The 19,709-nt window shown below is 47.2% G+C and carries 18 protein-coding genes; 8 read left to right on the forward strand and 10 right to left on the reverse strand.

Translation table 11 applies throughout. The annotated features are described in order from the left end of the window. Window positions 1-301: winged helix-turn-helix transcriptional regulator (locus tag C492_RS18380; protein ID WP_008426368.1), on the reverse strand; the 301-nt coding region annotated here is incomplete at its 3' end. 62 nt (window positions 302-363) lie between these two features. On the opposite strand from C492_RS18380, the gene C492_RS18385 reads away from it, so the two are divergent. The 4 genes from C492_RS18385 (at window position 364) to C492_RS23190 (ending at window position 3,573) form a co-directional block, all read left to right on the forward strand. Next, window positions 364-582, forward strand: coding sequence for a hypothetical protein (locus C492_RS18385; RefSeq protein ID WP_008426371.1), 219 nt, complete (start codon window positions 364-366; stop codon window positions 580-582). After that, window positions 582-1,070, forward strand: coding sequence for a DoxX family protein (locus C492_RS18390; RefSeq protein WP_008426372.1), 489 nt, complete (start codon window positions 582-584; stop codon window positions 1,068-1,070). The genes C492_RS18385 and C492_RS18390 overlap by 1 nt, the downstream gene beginning before the upstream one ends. A gap of 29 nt (window positions 1,071-1,099) precedes the next feature. Continuing rightward, on the forward strand, window positions 1,100-1,933 hold the full coding sequence (locus tag C492_RS18395) for a VOC family protein (RefSeq protein ID WP_008426374.1): 834 nt from the start codon (window positions 1,100-1,102) through the stop codon (window positions 1,931-1,933). Between the two features lie 614 nt (window positions 1,934-2,547). Further along, window positions 2,548-3,573, forward strand: a complete 1,026-nt coding sequence (locus tag C492_RS23190) for a tyrosine-type recombinase/integrase (RefSeq protein WP_008426376.1) — start codon at window positions 2,548-2,550, stop codon at window positions 3,571-3,573. A 492-nt stretch (window positions 3,574-4,065) separates the two neighbouring features. Here C492_RS23190 and C492_RS23195 read toward each other — a convergent pair whose 3' ends face one another. The 6 genes from C492_RS23195 to C492_RS18420 all read right to left on the reverse strand — a co-directional run bounded on the left by C492_RS23195 (window position 4,066) and on the right by C492_RS18420 (window position 11,560). Then, entirely contained in the window at window positions 4,066-4,590 is a 525-nt protein-coding gene (locus C492_RS23195; RefSeq protein ID WP_008426378.1) for a type II toxin-antitoxin system antitoxin SocA domain-containing protein, read from the reverse strand. Window positions 4,591-4,660: 70 nt separating this feature from the next. Further along, window positions 4,661-5,257, reverse strand: coding sequence for a hypothetical protein (locus C492_RS23920; protein ID WP_152424949.1), 597 nt, complete (start codon window positions 5,255-5,257; stop codon window positions 4,661-4,663). Window positions 5,258-5,282: 25 nt separating this feature from the next. Next, window positions 5,283-6,304 (reverse strand): IS630 family transposase gene (locus C492_RS23200; protein ID WP_086009427.1). Its coding sequence is split into 2 segments (ribosomal slippage): window positions 5,283-5,810 and window positions 5,813-6,304, totalling 1,020 coding nucleotides; the frame shifts between segments, so codons are not numbered across the junction. A 652-nt stretch (window positions 6,305-6,956) separates the two neighbouring features. Then, window positions 6,957-8,735: a hypothetical protein gene (locus C492_RS23925; protein ID WP_152424950.1), complete on the reverse strand. Its 1,779-nt coding sequence runs from the start codon at window positions 8,733-8,735 to the stop codon at window positions 6,957-6,959. Continuing rightward, a complete protein-coding gene (locus C492_RS23205; RefSeq protein WP_083898876.1) occupies window positions 8,728-10,530 on the reverse strand; it encodes a UvrD-helicase domain-containing protein in 1,803 nt (600 codons plus the stop codon). Before C492_RS23205 ends, C492_RS23925 begins: the two co-directional genes overlap by 8 nt. After that, the gene (locus C492_RS18420; RefSeq protein ID WP_008426385.1) at window positions 10,523-11,560 is read right to left on the reverse strand and encodes a hypothetical protein; all 1,038 of its coding nucleotides are present in this window, start codon (window positions 11,558-11,560) and stop codon (window positions 10,523-10,525) included. Before C492_RS18420 ends, C492_RS23205 begins: the two co-directional genes overlap by 8 nt. 1,573 nt (window positions 11,561-13,133) lie before the next feature. Between C492_RS18420 and C492_RS18425 the strand changes: the two genes are divergently transcribed. Next, window positions 13,134-14,075 carry a hypothetical protein gene (locus tag C492_RS18425; protein ID WP_152424951.1) on the forward strand — a complete coding sequence of 314 codons (942 nt, stop codon included), beginning with the start codon at window positions 13,134-13,136 and terminating at the stop codon, window positions 14,073-14,075. 102 nt (window positions 14,076-14,177) lie between these two features. Next, window positions 14,178-14,699, forward strand: coding sequence for a hypothetical protein (locus tag C492_RS23930; RefSeq protein WP_152424952.1), 522 nt, complete (start codon window positions 14,178-14,180; stop codon window positions 14,697-14,699). A 108-nt stretch (window positions 14,700-14,807) separates the two neighbouring features. On the opposite strand, the gene C492_RS23935 is transcribed toward C492_RS23930, so the two are convergent. Then, window positions 14,808-15,374 (reverse strand): hypothetical protein, encoded by a 567-nt coding sequence (locus tag C492_RS23935; protein ID WP_152424953.1) that lies wholly within the window; start codon window positions 15,372-15,374, stop codon window positions 14,808-14,810. Window positions 15,375-16,839: 1,465 nt separating this feature from the next. Then, window positions 16,840-17,226 carry a hypothetical protein gene (locus tag C492_RS23940; RefSeq protein ID WP_152424954.1) on the reverse strand — a complete coding sequence of 129 codons (387 nt, stop codon included), beginning with the start codon at window positions 17,224-17,226 and terminating at the stop codon, window positions 16,840-16,842. Between the two features lie 638 nt (window positions 17,227-17,864). Between C492_RS23940 and C492_RS18450 the strand changes: the two genes are divergently transcribed. Together C492_RS18450 and C492_RS18455 are read left to right on the forward strand one after the other, a co-directional pair. Further along, entirely contained in the window at window positions 17,865-18,431 is a 567-nt protein-coding gene (locus C492_RS18450) for a hypothetical protein (protein ID WP_008426394.1), read from the forward strand. A gap of 47 nt (window positions 18,432-18,478) precedes the next feature. After that, window positions 18,479-18,676 carry a hypothetical protein gene (locus C492_RS18455; protein ID WP_152424955.1) on the forward strand — a complete coding sequence of 66 codons (198 nt, stop codon included), beginning with the start codon at window positions 18,479-18,481 and terminating at the stop codon, window positions 18,674-18,676. Between the two features lie 367 nt (window positions 18,677-19,043). Here C492_RS18455 and C492_RS18460 read toward each other — a convergent pair whose 3' ends face one another. Then, window positions 19,044-19,301 (reverse strand): hypothetical protein, encoded by a 258-nt coding sequence (locus C492_RS18460; RefSeq protein ID WP_008426399.1) that lies wholly within the window; start codon window positions 19,299-19,301, stop codon window positions 19,044-19,046. Between the last annotated feature and the right edge of the window lie 408 nt (window positions 19,302-19,709).

Consider the following 19,709-nt stretch of genomic DNA (forward strand, 5'->3'; position numbering starts at 1 on the left):
CTCCCCCCTTCTCGGTCAACGTGTAGTAACTGGCGACCGGCGACTCCAACTCCTTGCGGTTGTCGACGAATCCCGTTCCCTCCAGATCATCGAGGACGCGAGACAGCGTGTAGGAGCTCGCTCCCGTCGACCGTTTGAGTTCGTTGAACCGCTTTTCCCCGTCTCGCAAGTCGTTGAGCACGACGAGTTTCCACTTCGTTCCCACCGCTTCGACCGCCCCGACGACGTTACAGACGTCCGCGTTCCGCCGCTCGACGTCGGACCGTTCCTCCGCATCGGCCTCCGTTGGTTGGGTCGCCATAACCTGGTCACACGATCGTTGCCTGAGCTATTAATGGGTTTGTCTCCAAACTAGGTAACGTGATGAAACCACAAAACGCGACGGCGCTCGAGCCCGGTGCCACCGGGAATACGGGCCCGTACGCCGCGGACCGCCTCGTCGACGAGGGCGCTACCGCCATCGGCACGGACGTCGGCGACTCCGGGCGAATCGATGCCGAAACGCGTCACTTGCTCTCGAACGAGAGTCTCGCGGGCCAGATTGACCGGACGATCGGGAACAAGCCGGAGCGGGAGGAGTGATGGCCCGGGCCGCGTCACGCCAACCGTTCGCGACGGCTGGCCCGTGGGGTCCGACCCTCGTTCGACTCGCCCTCGGGATCCCGATGCTCGTCGGCGGCGTCGGCAAACTCTTCGCAATCGGACCGAAGCCGATGGGCGTCTCGGGATTCGCGGGTTTCCTGGCGAGCCTCGGCGTTCCGCTCCCCTCGATTGCGGCGTGGGGTGTCGGTTTCCTCGAGCTCGTCGGCGGAATCCTGTTACTGGCCGGCTTGTTCGTTCGGACCGCAGGCGCGTTGATCGCTATCAACATGTTCGTCGCGACGGTGCTCGTCCACCTTCCCAACGGGTATCCGGCCGGGAACAACGGGATCGAGTTGACGCTCACGTTGACCGTGATCGCAGTATCGCTCGTTCTGAGCGGCCCCGGAGCGCTCTCGATCGAACGTGCGCTGTCCGACCGAGAGGGTCGTTCTCCGGATTCGTCCCGGTCGCGGACCACAGAGGGATAACCGACGCTCACGTTCATCCGACTGACTCAATGAATACGAACCTACTCCCGCAGGAAACGCGTATCGGACGGACCGCGCTCCGCACCAACGACCTCGAAGAGCTGGTCGAGTTCTACCGGGACGTCGTCGGGCTCAGCGTGCTCCGTCGCTCCGACGCCGGTTCCGTTCTCGGCGTCGGAGACACGCCGCTGCTCGTCTTGGAAGGGGGCGAAACTACACCCGAACGGCGCGGTTCGGATGCGGGGCTCTTTCACAACGCGTTCAGAGTCCCCTCGCGCGCCGCGTTGGGTGATGCGTTAGCTCGGATACGAGAACACTGGCGACTCGACGGCGCGTCCGACCACGACGTCAGCGAGGCGCTGTACCTCGCCGACCCGGACGGCAACGGCGTCGAGATCTACCGAGATTACCCGCGCTCGGACTGGCCTCGGGACGACGACGGGCGCGTTCGGATGGGGACGTCTCCCCTCGATCTCGAGCCGCTGGAAGCTGCTGCCGCAGGCGCCTCGAGGCTCCCCGCGAAGACAGACGTGGGGCACGTTCACCTCGAGGTGTCCTCGTTGGAGACGTTCAGGGACTTCTACGTCGATACTGCCGGGTTCGAGATACAAACGGAAGCGCCGAACGCGCTCTTCGTCTCTGCCGGCGGATACCACCACCACATCGGTGCGAACACGTGGAATCGCCGATCCGAGCCAGCCGGCGGCAGAGGGCTCTCCTGGTTCGAAGTGATCCTTCCCGAAACGGAGGCGCTCGACGCGATCCGAGAGCGAACCGCGGACGGCCGGTATACGGTCGCCGAGACGGACGCCGGTATCGCAGTCACGGGGCCGGACGAGATCGAGGTTCGATTCCGGGTCTGAACGTCGCTCGTTCGTACGCAGACGCTACTTCGCGCGGTCGCTAACGAGATCGAGTAGACGACCGATACGGCCGATACAAAGGTCGACGCCGTCTGTTGTATTTCTACGTTTAGATGAAAACTACATGTGGACTGCAGGATTTGAACCGTGCGAACGCCGAGCGAAGCGAGGCGTTCTCTCCTTCAGATCCGTCACTGACGTGATTTGCTCCACACGTCCATTCATCGCAGAATTATGGGCGCTGCAGGATCGTGAACCACGGTCGCAGCGAAGCTGCTCCCTGATTCAAATCCTTCGCGGACATGATTTGCTCCTCACGTCCGCTCGTCGCAAAATCATGGGCGCTGCAGGATTTGAACCACGGTCAGAGAGTGTGAAAATAACCTGCGGGCATGCGGCTCTTCGAGCCGTTCCGGCAGTCGTTTTCACACTCCCTTCCCTGATTCGCGCTCGCTACGCTCGCGCTCACCCGCGACAGATTGGTCCGAAGCCAGCGGGCAGAAACATAACGAAGCGCCGGGCTCAGCGCATCGCTCCAGTTTGGCACCTCATCAGAGCGTCGCTCTACTGCGACCCGTGACTGCCGATTCAGAGATAACATCAAATCATCAGTCATGAGCCGAACCCCCAACACTAACGACCTAATCCCAACGACACCGAGCGAAGCATACGAATTATACCTAGACGACTTAGAAGTAGACGGAGCTGCCGAATCAACACAATACGCACACAAAAGCCGACTCGGACACTTTCTGCGATGGTGCGATCAAGTCTCTGGAATCGAGAACTTGAACAATCTGACCGGACGAGACATCCAGCAGTACAGAGCCTGGCGACGACAGGACGGTGACCTGAACAAAGTCACTGTCAAAACCCAGATGGATACACTCCGCGTGTTCATCCGATGGTGCGAAACCATCGATGCAGTACGGACCGACCTCCACGTTACGGTCCGATCACCCGATCTGGACGATGGAGAAAACCAGCGGAATGAAACCCTCTCAGCAGACCGAGCAGAACCAATTCTCGAATACCTCAGTCGCTACCACTACGCATCCGCACAACACGCCACAATCGCTCTGATGTGGACGACGTGTGCCCGTGTAGGCGCAGTACACTCGCTCGACATAGGCGACTACGAACCAGAAAAACAACTAATTCATTTCGTTCATCGTCCAGGCACGCCGCTGAAAAACAAGGAAGACGGTGAACGGTACGTATCACTCAACACCGAAACGTGCCGTGTTCTGGACGACTACATCAATAACAATCGTCACGACACGACTGACGACAACAACAGAAATCCACTTCTCACATCCAGACAAGGACGACGACATACGACAAACCTAAGGGCATTTGTCTACCGGTGGACTCGACCATGTGTTATCGGTGAAGAGTGTCCCGCAGAACGCAATCCAGATACATGTGAAGCAGCAGACAACCAGCAACCGTATAAATGCCCAGAAAGTGTCGCACCGCACGCCGTACGCCGCGGTGCAATAACGCGGTGGCTGCGAGACGAAGTACCACCTGAAGTTGTGGGTGACAGAGCCAATGTCAGTAAACGAGTGATGGATCTACACTATAACCAAATGACGGAAGAAGAACGCGCTGAACAGCGACGGGACTGGTTTAACTAAACCCCCGCCATCGTAGATCATCTATTACATATTCGACACGTTTGCTGTCTACAAGTGCATACGACTCCTCATTTTCAAAAGATGATTTAACTAAGATCACATACTTTGAACGGAATGCATGGATAATCTCATTACCACGCTCCAATTCTACCTCACAAACCCCAGCGTTTGTCAGTTTCTTTCCGACCTTTCTCCCGACAATTCTTGTACCGGGAATATTGTTAAAACGCATTATCCACTCTCTCCCCGGAGAGCTGCAATCATACATTCTCTGCAGAGATCTATAGGTCTACCATCCGTTTTAGTCCGGTAGTCCGCGGGTTTGTCTTCACATCCGCTACAATTTTCGGATTTGTTCGAATCCATACATCCGCCTACCCATCACTCACTTAAAAAAATTGGAGCGTGCAGCACTTACCATCGGAAACACAACTAGTACACAGAGATGTGAATGAGATAGTAAAATTAGTATTTAGATTCTTGCGAGAGAAATCAACTCTCTTCAGAAATCACAACACTTACTGGCATTCCCATATATTCCTCTTTTTCAGATTTGTCGATGTTCAGATAGTTGAGGCTCAAATCCTCTAATTCGTGTCCGGGTTTTTCGCTTAACCGGTCACGTACTATTTGTACCTGATCTCGTTCCTCACAACTAAGTTTCTTCTCAATACTGGTCACACTTTCTCGCCCCTTTTCAGTGGTGTGGATCATACTGTGTCCATTTGGGCGACGCTTTTCTGTGACAAGATCTTTATCTTTCAACTCATCGAACGCTTTGAAAAGTTCCTTACTAAATGGACCGTATTTGTATATGATGAAGTTGAATCCGCTGAATTGCTCGTTTGGGTTCAACATTTCATCCTCTGGTTGCCAATATTCAGCAAAGAATACGAGCTTGGTAAGCTTTTTTCGGCCCTTTAGAACCCCATCATCAGTGCTGTTACTACTAATGAGGTAGAGTAGCTTTTCAGGCTTGCTAGCATCATCCCCTCCTAGTAGCTTGTCCAGCACCATTATGGACTAATACTGTCCCTAGGTTACAAAAGGTTATGCAATCCAGCAAGACATAATAGATAGTAATAAATCATGGTGAAATACTAAGTTTAGTGTTCATGACTCTATAGATTTCTTGAAGTGGGGTAACTGAATCCTCTTCTCGGAATAGAGGGGCTGCAATATTCGCTACATGGGAACATTCTTGTTCATAGAATTTGTGGGTTTCTGGAGAAAGTAAACCATATCCAAACACTAAATCTGTCGTTCGTACTGAATCCATTTTCTTAGAAATAGGGAATAAATTCACAAGAAGGTACTTCCGTGCCTCTCTTGGACCCTCACATTTAGTTCGATGTTCCTCTAAATAGTTCGAGATTCGATTAGATGAACCAGCACGTTTAAGTTCAATACCACAAAGCGGTATGTCTTGGTCAAGTAAAGTAACGTCAAATTCTGAATCACTACCTCCTGTCTCTGGTTGACAAGAGTAACGAGAATACTGATCTTCCAAATACCATGATAGCATATAGTTTAGCGCATCTCCTTGCTCAAAAGCAGTCAAAACAGTATCTACGTCACCCCTTCTTTTGATTGTACTCCACGTGTTGTGACCGTATATCTCTTCAAGCGACGTTTTCAGTTTTTCTTCTACATCCTGAATTCGAACTGGAAAACCCGCCTCCACATGATCGCTCTGAAAACAACTATACTCAAAGACAGAGGTATTGATAGACACCTGGTGGACTAATTGATTCGAGTGCTGTCCAGACTGCTGATCGGATTTCGGCACAACTGCCGAAGTAGCGGTTTGCTAAGGCGAGTTTGAGTCGTCGCCAGTATTCTTCGGTTGGGTTCAGATCTGGCGACCCAGTCGGGAAATAGACCAGCTCGATCGGTTCATCGGCGGCGAAGTCCTTCACCGCCCCAGCGGTGAAGTACGTCGCCTGGTCCAACAGTACGACCAGCTTTTCGCCGAACTCCGCTTGGAGATGCTCCAGAAAGCGGATCGTCACCTCACCGGTGAACGATCCGCCACACTCCAGCACCGACGTCTCCCCGGACTCAGTGACTGCTCCCAGCAGATTCACTCCCTCGCGAGAGGCCGACACGCCCACGGTCGGCCTCTCGCCAACCGGATACCATGCCGCGTAGAGATCTGCTCCAACCGCTTTCCGCGTCTGGTCGATCGTGACGACCGTGGTGTCCTCGTCACGACGGCCTACTTTTTTTCGACCGTCTCTTCGAATTCCTCACGTTCGTCTTCATCGGCAGAGGCCGGCTCCGGCCGGGGTCTCTTCGGCGAGACCCCGGCCTTGTGCATGAGTCGGCGAGTGTGACGGCGGGAGAAGGCGATGTTGAACGCCTCAATGAGGTAGTGCTGGGCGAGAGCTGTACTCCACGCTGGGACGTCGTATCCAACTTCTTCAGGAGGGTTATGGAGTACAGCAGTGAACTCCTCGAACTGTTTGTCGCTGAGCTCGGAAGGACGTCCAGGACGAGATTTATCGTAGAGCGCGGCGTCGAAGCCGCGCTCTTCGAAGCGATTCAACCAGTTGTAGACAGTCTGACGGTCCCATCCGTATTTGTCTTCAATATCGGCCGGAGAGAGTCCTTCGAGATACTCGCGAGCAGCGGTGAGACGTTTGATCGCTTTCGGATCTGTCTCGTCCGCGAGTTGCTCGCGGACTCGACGTTTCGTGAGGTCGGGAATCTTGTTCCCTTCCTTGACCATATCGGCGACTATTTCGCTGGCGTATCAAAACTTTCGGCCTACAGTATAAGAGCAAATAGTTGTTCTTGTGTCTCATGTTCCAAGCGCTGGAACTCTGTCTTTAGTTCCCTGAATCTATATGATGCCATATATAGGTAGTTTCGAATAATATGATATATGAGTGACGGTAGCTACTTTGTTTTAATTTTGTTATTATATCCTCACAGGCATCCGGCATATGATAGATATTAGATAGTGTCTGAAGTGAAAATTGTCTTTGAACAAACTACATAAGCTGAAGATGGTGAGGTCTATTACCAAGATCATGCTCCTCGAAATTCATACCTTTTATCGTGACCGTGTATTTCTCTTGTTTTGATGATTTGCTACTAAAAATTGGTCCCACTCTCTCGCTATCTCTACTTGTTCTACTAAATCTACAGTTCCCCTATTTATATATTAAGTTGAATGTATTATCCTGAATAGCTAATTACATACATAGAATCATATAGACTAAACTATCCGATCACTTTGAAGCGGTTAAATGGGGGCAACGCACGCCCACCATACCGCCACAGAACACTCACACCTACGCCGCAGACTACTTTATAATTACCGGTTAAACGCACCGTAGACGGGTCTGACATTTGCCTAATAAAAAGCAGAAAAGGAATTAAAGCCGCAGTTCTGAGGACAACTTAGCTAGTTCAGCTTTCTTTTTTTCATCATGATCAGTAGCCGTGAACACTTCAGCGGCAATCACATCAGCATGCGACACACGAGACATATCCCGGCCATGTTCCACACTACGGTTATCCAACGCCGCTAACGTCCGATTGTACGCGGACAGGTCACTAAACCCTTCATACGTATCTCCATCACCGTTCTCTCGCTCCGTGAAGCCACCTTCAGCAACTACACCTAACGCAACTGCAGCCTTCTTCAACGCCCAGTATGGCGTTTTCTCGTACACACCACCACTCTTTTTCGCAGTTCCTGCTTCAGGTACCCAAACAGGGATCTCGAAACCAAGATCACGGAGTACATCCACGCCACGGATCCAATCTTTCCCTTCAGAAATATCGCCAACATTCCAATTTTCCGAAGCGATTAACGCCATATCGACGACAGTGCCGTGTGTATTTGTGTCAGCAGTGTCCAAAAATATGTTTTTCTTCGTATCAACATAGCAACTAGTACCAGACTCGCTATAACGATATGTTGGCCGGAAAGCGCGTTTATTCGAGCCGGAATTATCTCTTTTACCGGGGATCTGATCAGTCCATCTATCAACAATCGTTTTCTCTGCAACACGTTCGGCATCAAGCGCCGAGATCGAGTTATAAACGTCTTGCAGATCGGTTGTTAATGGCAGGTCGCTCAGATCACCATCAAACTCCAGATCCTTTGTTGGACTATTGTTTTTCTTCTGTTTCTCCTCTTTCTTTTGTTCAACCCAAGTAACCAATGTCAACCGCCAATCACAGTTCTCATCGTACATCTCCGGCCAAAGGTTCCGGATGAGATGGGCAACACAGTCACTGTGATCATCTGCAGTAAGTTCCTCTGCCCACTGTTTTCCATCTGCAATTAATTCCTGCCCAACATCCCTAAACTCCACCAGTCTGTAATCCGGATCGAACGGATCTATCGGTGAAACAACCGCATCATGCTTCTTATGGATGGACAACGGCGTTTTATATTGTCTATTACGGTTATTACACCAATCAGGACAAATCACATCAGCCGCACCATCAACACGACTCTCGACCCGTTCTTGCGCGTTATTTAGCCAATCAACCTGTCTCCGAGTCAGCTCGTCAAACACCATTTCACGGGCCTCAGAATCATCGCTGAACAACTCTGCAATCGGCAGCGTAGCACTTGGAGATCCGAAATAATAGGATCCACCAACACTATCTAGTGCCATCACAGCATCCTTTGATCCATACAGTTTGGCGTATTCCTTTCCGTATTCAGCCAATGTACATTCAACGGTTTCACGGGTTTCTTCATTGAGATTCCCGCGGCGTGGCTTCAATTCGTCAGCGAGATCGATGTCACCCCATACAGCATACGATGCAATGTCAGCATATTCTGGTAACGGAGACGACTCTTCCCACACACGCCCGTCATCGAAATAGTACCGTTCCCAGTGTGAAAGGGTCATACACGGCTTGTACGACGTAACTGCGTACAGTACACGATCCATCCGATCCACTATATCGCCATAATCGACAGCTAGCGTCGATGGACGTGCCTGGAACGGATACTCATCACTGTTTTCTGATTTTTCGGAAATATACCATCCATAGAAGTCATTAATACCAAGAGTGATGTTACCGTGACTATCTTCTGCGAGCGCATCGATTACCGGTTCTATTCGTTCATAGTGTTGTTCAATTTCATCATCGGAGATTGTTGACTCCGGATATTCGTTTTCATTACTCATTGTTCTTCACCTCTGTATTTTCGAAAGCCTGTTCATCTGACTCATAGTATCGTGGAATTCCGCTTCTAAAAAACGGACATATTTCTGCACCAACAAAACCAGATACAATCTGTAATTCTTTTCTCGCCCGTGTCACACCAACATAATACAGTCTACGTTCTTCTTCCTGCATTTCATTGTCTGCAATGAACCGTTTCTGAAGTGTTGTGGTATAACCGTCAAAAAGCAATACTGCATCTGCTTCATCACCTTTGCTACAGTGGATTGTATCTACCTTGACGTTCTCTGGCTCTAACTCGACATCAGAAGTCATTGCGCCACGAATCATCTCTTTCTGAAGATCCGGAACTTGCAATTTGGATACAATATCAGAGACAGATCCGCATTGTGGGAATGCAGACATTAGTTCTACTGCATACCCATCAGAACCAAGTCCATCGAATTCTACAGCATCAGCCATTTTTCGGCGTTCCTGTCCATTTGACGTGAACGATACAAGTGTGTCCGCTAAATCACCTGGAACATTACCGGTATCAGATGCCTTACGAAGCGCCCTGATTACGTCAATAATCTCGTCAGACCAAGGACCTGATTCATCGTCACGCATGAACCACTCCCCGCGAGAGAGTTTATCACCTAACGTCGTGAACGGAATACCCTCTCGCTGAAGGGCTGTTGCAATTTTACCAACCTGATAGTTGGTACGTGCGAGCAGGAACACAGAATCATGCTGGTCAATCGTACGACGAACTGCATCACCCAGATCACGGCGACCTTTCACAGGAACTGTGCCTACATCACCAACACTTGTCTCATCAGGATGGGACGACATAACGGGGCCATCCATTATCGCACATGCAACATTACTTATAGATGCAGGACAACGCCATGACACACTTTTCACGTGCTCGTCATCAACCGGTGTCCCTTCGAAATATTTCCGTGAGGCACCCTTAAATCCGAAGATTGACTGATTACCATCTCCAACGATCACAACTTCATCAACAACCCCGCTATCCCGCCAGATCGTCATCAGTTTATGCTCCAGTGGAGAATAGTCCTGGTATTCATCAATAACGATGATTTTCGCGGGAGGTACTACTTTATACTCAACTGCGAATTTTACATAGTCATGATGCTGATAATACTTCTGATCCTGTTTCCATTCACGCCACGCACGTATTTCATCGATCAAATCAGAACGCGGAATAGGAACATCAACAGGTGATCTATGCACCTTATCCACCGGCAGGTACTTTTGCGCCAACCACTCATCAACAGCAACTATTTTATTCGCCTTCCCATCAGGCTCAGTTCCCTTCTGTACAAGCTCTAACGGGTTTGTATCTGTATCAACAAACGAATACCCACGCTCCTTCCAATACCCACGAAATAGGTCAGCATCGTTTTCCGGGTCAATGATCTGCCGTTTAGCCGAATCCACAAGCCCGTTTGCCGATAATATCCGCCATACACGTGCATGAAACGTTGAAACATTGTCTTCTAAAGACAATTTTTCCCATAGTTTTTCGATCCTTTCGTGAATTTTATCGGTATCATCGCATTCTTCCTCCCATACATCAACAAATTTATCTGTACAGTCATCAGTATGGGCTTTGGTAAATGATACCACAATAAAATCAGAAGCATTGTACCCCGATTTCTTCTTCTGATGCATATATTCCTGAAAAACCGTATATGTTTTACCGGCCCCAGGCACACCTGCAATTCGCACCACAGCAGCACCGTCCTTATCCCATGATTGGAACGTCGGAGAGTGTACAACTTTACTCATCAACCCTCACCCCATCTTCATTGTCTTCATCGTCTTGAATAACGTCAAGACGGTTCAAATTCAGGATTGTAGCGTCGAACGGGTATACTCGCTTTCCGCGACTCCCTCCCATGGATTTCTGCTGAACGGAATCGACGGTGGCGCCCATTTCACGCAAATTCATCGACAGGGATGACATGTAGGACTCACTTTTATCGGAAACGTCCTTCAGAGCGTTCTGGACCGCCTTACTCTGCACCCACACAATGTCCTGTTCATACTTCTCGTTCTCATATTCGTACAGAACATTGTTAACTTCGTTAGCCGCTTTTTTCCGGTCAACATATGGCTCAACGACCTCGACAAGACGGTCCACAACATCTTCAGCAATCATCTCATCAACAGTCACTGACTCAACATGACCTTCCTCTAATATTTCATTCCATTCATCAATCAACTCTCCCCACGCATCCTCTGTGATCGTAACTGAACCTTTCTTCGGGTATTTAGCCAAGTATTTAGATTCCAACGGGCCAGGGTTGTCGCCGTTCCATTGATCAACAGTAAATTCGATTTCTTTAACACCCCCACCATCAGGTAACACATATTCACCGTTCTCATTCTTCTCAGGTATTTGTGAAGATAGTTCAACAGTAAATACTGTTTCGTCACCTTTTATACGGAATTCCGCTCCGAGAGTTTGTTTCTGAATGATAATCCCGTCACCCTTCAGAATTTGTTCCTTTTCATGCTGATCTGCCATCAGCAAGTCGTTTTTCACGAGACGGAGCTGTTTCTTCACCCACGTAGAACCGTATCCGTGCATCTCACTGACTTGATTTCCAATTTTACCGATCAAGTTCTCGTTTTTATGCCAGTCCGTGGGTTTCACCTTAGACATCAACAGATCTTCAGTATCACCAACTCCTTTGACAAGAGATAGCACGACTTTCCCGTTTTTGGGCTCCAACGTGAAGTGCACATCTTGGCCTATATCCCAGTGGTACACACCACTATCAACTTCACCGAGGAATTCGACTTCATCATTCATCGCTGATCACCTACAGCTGGTGGCAGCGCGCTATGCGTCCAAACAGTACGTCCCTCGTCCACATCGTGTTCTGTGGCGGTATGGAGGGGGAACGTGCGTTGCTTTCGTACATTCATCCGATTATTCTACTATGTGCACGACGATTTTCATCGCCGCTTATAATTTCGTAAACGGGGGGTTAGTAAAAACCTATTGGATATTCATACACACTAACCAAGTATAACATGCAAAACCTCCAAACCCAACAGGCTTTTACTTTTACAGTGTTTATAAGCAAATATGAAGCTAACAAGAGGAGCACATACAACAATACTCAACACATTCGACGAAAATACATTAGCATCACCACGAATAGTACATACAACTACCAGCAAAGATTACAGCATTGGCCATATCAGGAACGAAATGCAGCACCTATGTAAAGAAGGATACCTTGAACGGACGAACCAAGGAATCTACAAACTAACTGACAAAGGTCACATAGCCATGGAAAATAGTGATCTCATTGGCAGCGCTAAATTTGACGACCTCATTACCGAAGGATAAGTACTTTTTCTGAACTGTATAATAAAGCGGCATGAATCGGGTATGAACCATCCCTAAACCACCCATCCCGCTTTAGCAAAGAAACAAACGATAGATCATATACTACCAGTTTTCAGCGTTTCAGTTTTTGATTGACTACTATAACGCGCGTGGCTCGGGAAAGGGGGGTGGGACACCCCTTTTCCGAAATACCCCGTTTTACCCGGTTTGACACACTATAACCTTACGCTGTATTGTGCTTTTTGCTAAACCGCCCCCCCGTTTTACCCCCGGTTTACCCCCGGTTTAGCAAACGTTTTTTCACCACTCTCCTGTTCATCGGCTCTGCCTCTTCACTTGCCGAGTCAGATTGAAATGATGTGGAGTGTAGTACCGTAGGATAGCACGCACACGCGTTAATAGTTGAGAATTCAGCCGATAGGCGTTTAGACAGGAGGGTTTAAGTAGTTATAAATCATATTATAGCACATGGACGGAATTAATTGCTAAAACTATGTGCGCGACGATCCCGTCCTATCACGCCTGTATTGGCGTGATCTTATTTTCGCAGAGAACGATGTGATCAAACGAGTAGTGCCCGGTGGTAGACACTTGAAACAGTGGGGTCACGATGATCTGGTGGGTGCAGGAAGATGGTTTGGTGGGTGCTCACCGTGTACCCCGTTGTATCTGTTGATTCAGGGGACTTCAGTGATTCTATATGTTTTTATAGCGCTTCCTGCCGGTGTATCTTTAACACTTGAAACAGTGGGGTGTGTCTACATTAGTAACGACGGAACCGAAGGTGTGTTTGAGTCGTTTAAAAAGGGGACGTAGGTTGCGTCCCAATGCGAAGGACTTGGATGCACTGCATTGCACCCGCCCTATAATTAGACTCTTGGACATTTCTTTTTGCGGTTACGACGGAACCAAAGGAGTGTGTAAGAAGTAGTACTTGAAGCAGTAGGGTTTAGTGAGCTGCAATAGGGGTGTTCTTGTGTCATAAACGTTATTTACAGTAAACACCATAAACAACACATCCTACAAGATGTTTGATCTTGATTCCTGGAGTAAACGTCACAGTGAACCTGAGCCGCGAGTGCATGAGGAACTCACATCGACTGCACGAAAAAGAATTGCACATACACTTCGGGTAGTTCCTGATGAGGAGATAGCGAAAACGTACAACTTACTGATTGAGCGGACAGGTGAAGATCCCACTCAGTTCGGAGAGGGACATAGTATGTCCGAGGGACAGTACAAATTCATTATTCAGAATGCTGATCAAGATGTTATACTAGATTATCTAGAACTGCTACTGAACATGTTGTGGAGGTCGGAAGAGACTGTACCTCGGGGGACTACCTACCTCTATGATGAAAAAGAGTTAATTCCTCTGTGTAGGAAAATCGAGATGGCATTGGTAGAAGAAGGGGTTTTGATCCAAATGAAACCGTCTCCTTCGGAGGAGATGGTGACTGACGATTGGCAGCGTTATTCCGATTACGATAAAATACTGTTCCAGCAATTGTCAGATGAGACTATAATTGAATCTGACCAAGAGTTGCGTATCCTATCACTTGGAGATGAGTGGCAGGATCCTTTAGAGGGGGACAACGAAGCATGGGAACTCTACAAAGAAGGCACTTTTACTTACGCAATTCCTGAGAAGCTTTATAATAGCCTTGAAGCAGTTTGTGAAAAGATCTGTGTTGATCTTGAAGGCTGGTTAGATAAGGATCCTGGTGTTGGGCAGTGTATTTCTAAACTTCGCGAAAAAGGCCTGTTCACACCGAACGATGAGATGGTTGCTGAGTGGGAGAAGATTGCATCTGGAATTCAAATAGGGGTTCAACGAGCAGGAAACGACAGAAAAAGACATGAAAACATTGACCAGGATTATCTGATCCTACTTCTCCATCAGGTGTCTTCCTTCTTGACCTTCGTAATCAAACGATATGAGGATGGGTATCATGAGACGTCTTCTTAATTATTGTTTTGAAAACCGAATGCAATACTTGAACAGGCTGGATGTCACGAATCCAGATCAAACCGAAGTAGGATTTACAAAGTCTAGTAATAACACTAAGGTATGAATCAGATTGTTTTAGCAGCTCTAACAGGGGCTGTTTCAGCTTTATTAGGTGCGATTGCTATTGTGGGTCTCAGGCAATTATACCAACGTAGGAAGCTTGTGGCTGCATTACATGCAGAAATCACGGATAATTTGTTATCTGTTAACACAAAGCTTGAAAGTAATATGGATCTGTTCATAGGCCTCAATTTGAAAAATGAAACTTATTCTACAATGAAAACAGTAGACCCAATATTATACCTGAAAATCAAGGAGGAATGTACGTTAATACATGATCATTATCACATGGTACCGATGATGAACCAGTTCAGGGAGTTGTCAATTAACGAGTCATTCGATGCTGAACGGAAAAATGAATTTCGCCAAGTCTACATGAGCCACCATGATACGTCCATTAAGGCAGCAAATCAGATAGAAAGGTATGTGAATAAAACATACTTTAGAAGGTTATTTTATTATAGAGCAATCGTTCAAACTATTGATAGTCTTAAGATAGACGAGAAAGACGAATCTGAGTAATCAAATCTATTCGACGGGAGTGATAATCTCAATCGTGAGAGTGAATTCTTCAACTGGTATCCATTGGTTCACCCAAGTCAATTGTTTCTTCGAAAGTATTGTTTTATTTCATTCTGGCATTTGTCCGTTCGTGGTCCAAATTACGTCTACTGACGCATCGCTATCTAGTTCAATCTCTTTTGGTGAAATCGCGACAGCTCCCTCTTTTCCAATGAGTATTGGGACTGGAGTACAGCTGAAAAAAGCATAATTCTCGCTATTATACTGATCGCCATCTGTAAGCGCACGTAATGCGGAAACAGCCCGATCTGCGGGTGTAACAAACTGAAAAACCCGATCTTCATGCTGAACTATTTCACCGTAGTATCCCTCATCGCCACCAAAATCATCTGTCCATTCTGAATATGACGATGGTATATCAACGACATCATGCCCATACTTTTCGATATATCCTTTCAGTCCGCTAATTACCCAGCCAAGAGTATTCGGATAAAAATATATACTGCCGACATGACCAAGCTGACCAACTATTTCGAGATCGTAGATATAGTAGTGAGAACCCATCCACTGAACATGATCACGAGACGGTGGTTGCCTATCTTCTCTCTCAGTATTTTTTGACATTAATTCTTCGAGCTTATCAACTAATTTCGAGCTTTTATTTTTCTCACTCATTATCCAATCATTAGAACCGAATGAACTTAAAGGTGAAATAGATATTTCGTTATTATCCTATTGATGGTATCCACGGAAGAACTAGACATGGACGGAAATACGGCTGGGCACTCGGTCATGAGAGTTTCAACAGCGTGTTTTTTCAACACCCCCTCTTCTTCTATCCAATCGATTTTAGTGCTCTGTTGAATGGCGGTGCTGGCCACGGCAGCCAGAATTTGAGTCGCTTGTCTGTGGTTGATGCTAATGGTCTCAAGATCGGTGTCGCTTCACTTTGGTTCAAAAATCGCTATTCAATACGACAGATTTTAGAGCGCTCAGAGAAGAACTACGGGATCGAATTTGACACTGCTGCATGGAAGATAGAGCGAGCGAAAGTGGAGGCTGGGGAAAAGATTCTCGGGCCCACTAGGCGAGAAGTAATTCTTTCTACTGAAAGGTGCTGCAAGGGGTATGGGTGTGTCAGAGGCCATCCCTGTCGTGCTTGCTGAACGGGATGCGGGCGATAATCACAATGTGGTCGTGAGTTGGGTTAGTGCCAACACCGATCCCGCATCCAAATGGATAAACAGGACGCTCGCACATATATTATTCGGTTCCAAATTAGATGAAATAAAACTAGCAAACTGAAAAGTAAACTGGTAAGTTTACTATTTTACTTCCACGATTGATTTCTACCTGAAAAGGATTGAATCCGTCACTTAAGAAAATCTACCACCAATCTATTCAGCACACAAGAAAAATCTCTGCTATCAATATCTTCGTCAAAATAAGTACACATAGCGAGAAATACGCCAAACATCCCAGAAGCAATCTCAACAACATGCTGTTTTGATGTGTGTTGACATATCTGACCTTTACAATTATATCCTGGTCTGTCGATATAATACGCAGTATGTCCACAATCAGGGCATGTAGCCTCGGATACGAATGATTTGACCATCTAATCCAGCATCGCCGGTTTAACGTCCTCATGAGTGATTTCCAGATCTATATCGATATGTTCTGATCTTTTACTCATCTCGATCACCCCATGGGAACGGCTGCAAAGTATCCGTATGCTCTGTCGGCATATAGTCCGGACAAACCTTGATTTTGTCCGGCAAATACATCAATTCACGGCACTTCAGGCATTTACCCCAGTAGTAGCCTTCGATCTTCATTGGAATCACTTTCCATCGTAGTAGAGCCGTCCTCGTGAATCAGATACGTTACATCCACCTTGGCGTACTTTCCGCGTGCACCACCCGGTATTTCCTCGTGCCCGGTTTTATCCATTCAACGCTGATACAACTCCCAGTTTTCCAGATGTGTTCCATCTGAATTACGATAGAGAAATTAACGTCGGAGAAGTCAGGCTCCCATTCCTGCTACTTGTTTCCGCATTGTGGGCAGTGGTCGGGTTCAGAAGGAATTACAACTTCGTCCTCGCAATGGTCGCATTTATCCTCGTAGTCCGACATACTCATTCTTCATCACCTTCGAGGTCTTCAATACGATCGTAGGCGTGTAGAAGACTGTCTTCTAACCGGTCAACCCTGTTTCTAAGTTCCTCGATGCGATCTTCAACGGGTTCTTCGTCTATGTCAATTTTTGCTGATTTAATGAAATCCTCGCCGGCTTCGGTCAACTCAACCTGTTTGGGTGGGATCTGCCCAGAACCATCCATTGATGGCTGCTCTGTCTCGATCAAACCGACATCTTCCAGCTTCCCATAACGGTAGTTGATTTTTCTGTTGTTCTCTCCGATGATTCGGGTTAGTGTTCTTGTATTCGTTTCTCCGTTTTCATGATAGACATTGGCCAGTATCCCTCTGGATAGCCAGTCTATTTTTGTGCCTCGATAATGCATGTGTTATATGATAAGTATTTGATTAGTAAAATCTATCGGTCAAATAATCATATACACGTGCATATATCTTTGAATTGATACCCCATATTGATATGTTCTATCTGTATGCTTCCGTATGTTCTGAGAGAACGTCAATTATAGTCCAATATAGGCTCGCGGTTCAGTCCTCAATCTAAGCAAAAGGAGGGAGAAAGGGGAAGTGATAAAAGATTGAGTTATCTACCACGAACTAATAGGAGCTACAAATTAATTCTTCGAGTAGAGAAGATAACATCAATCTGAAAGAGAAGGCACAGTAAGATGAAATCCGACCTACAAAAGCCAGAAGAAACCCAAAGCCTGGAAGTACTCTACTTTCTCGGATCACTATTTTGGTGGGGAAGATTCTGAGACTAAGGCCGGGTTCATGGAGCGTGCTGGGATGTTATAGTTCATTGATGTTCGGGAACACCTGTTTTCGTCTATTCTTCCACTTCACCTGTTTAGTGCCAATTAGATTGATCACTTGAACACATATTTCGAGGAATAGTTGACGAATATGGTGAGCCTTTATATTGCCACCGTGTCTACGAACAGATAACCCGATGATATGAGGGTGGAGAAACAAACTAATCATGAACAGAAACAGTAACGCCGAAATGGACGAAGAAGCACAGAACAACGAACACACAGCTGACAAAATCCGGGCACATGAAAACGGATGGGAACACGTTAGCGGATCGGGATACAAAACGGAATCAATCTACTACAACCGCAACAGCCGAAAATTCGCGCTCGTTGATGGGAACGACGTAACACTCTTTGAGGACATTGAGATCAACCCGATCATCCCATCACATAATGACATTAACAATGAACTTGGAATGGACATTACAGAAGAGGAATATGACGAACTCCACAACAAATGGGACTGGAGCGTCGAAGAGACGTTCCATATGTACCGTCACAAACATTTGAATCGAACACGTCGAAAACGTGTTGAAGCGGAAGTACAGGATCTCAAGCCGTTCTACGATGATATTAGGGATGTTCTCGGGGACAAGATCGAGAAGGTTGCTGGAGAGTTGGCCGAGGAGATTAGCGCCTATGATACTTGTGTAGATGAAGTTGAAAGAGAAGTATTTCGGGCACTACAACCCCCGTGTACGGCTGGATCATCGAACGAGTTTGCAGCTGAAATCGAGTTCGTAGAGGTTAAGGAATAATATCAGTTGTCTACATGGACCTTGTGTGGAATACAGTCACGGAGGATGTGTCCGTAACGGACCCAGTATACGCCGACCTGCACAAATACAGCGGCTTTGGCAACTACCGATACACGCGCCGTATAATCATTGACCTGACTGGTCTTACAGGGCAAGAGTCACTGGATGATGGGACGTTCATCGCCAACAACTTTGAGTTCAAGGAGTACGGAGAAGTCAAGCAGTACCAGGTTGCTGGACTATGATTATTGAGGTTGGTGCTTGTGAAGTGAAAGAGTTAAGCCTAATTCCCGTGGCTGTGTCTCGTTGGGATCAGAATACGCGAATGAAGACGAAATACGGGTTGTCATAATTGACGACTGATTCGGTTGTTTCTTTTGCGGTTGGTTTCTGAAGCCCGGTATCGTATGTGGATGGGTTGTACGGAGTTTCTATGCGGGTCGTCAGGGACAGTTATTCTGCCGAGATACGCGGCTTCAATCCGTCGAGGTCAAGGGTGGTTTCTGTTCTTTCCCTTCGTTTTTTAGAAACCCTGATGGGAGAGATGAAATGCTGGGTCTTGTTCCAGTGTTATTATATTTCAAATCAGAAGGCAGGGTGAATTTGTGTGGGTTAGTCCTCTGTGAGGGGATAGTCAGATTGGATGTATCCCTTATTTGGGACTGTGATTTCTGTGTCGGAGTCTAGTTCGATGCTGATGGGTTGGCTGATGATAATCCCGGTATCCCCGCGATCTTGTACTGTCGGTGGGTATGATTGATGTTCTTTTTCGTACTTTCCGTTCTTGATTTCTTCTTTGAGTTGGTTGATCAGTTCGAGGTCGTCTTCTGTTTCGGCGAAGAGTTGAACACTTCCTTTTCCGATTCGCATGTTTTGCAGTGCAATCCGATCCTATTTAAATCCCAGTGTTTTGATAATAACCCGATTAGTGCGAATTAGCTACTAAGACCGACTTATACGGCCGATTAGCCTATTTACCTTCACCGAACTACCATATATATTATAGATCTGAGTACGGTATGATGAATGTTATTACCTATATACAGATGGAATAACCATGGCACAATATCGTTATGACTACAATGATTAACTCCGGGAAAGGAGACGAGACACAGTGTCTCGCGGCGATAATCTCGGAGACCGAATCGAACCGCCACCATACCAATATGAGGTAAATAGCCCGAAAATTGGGCGTCAATCGTCTGCAACCACACCTGAAGGGGAAATCTACATGCGTGCGCAACGAATCAGGAGCAAGTAGAATATCTAATTCAAACG

The sequence above is a fragment of the Natronococcus jeotgali DSM 18795 genome (assembly GCF_000337695.1).
Taxonomy (GTDB): domain Archaea; phylum Halobacteriota; class Halobacteria; order Halobacteriales; family Natrialbaceae; genus Natronococcus; species Natronococcus jeotgali.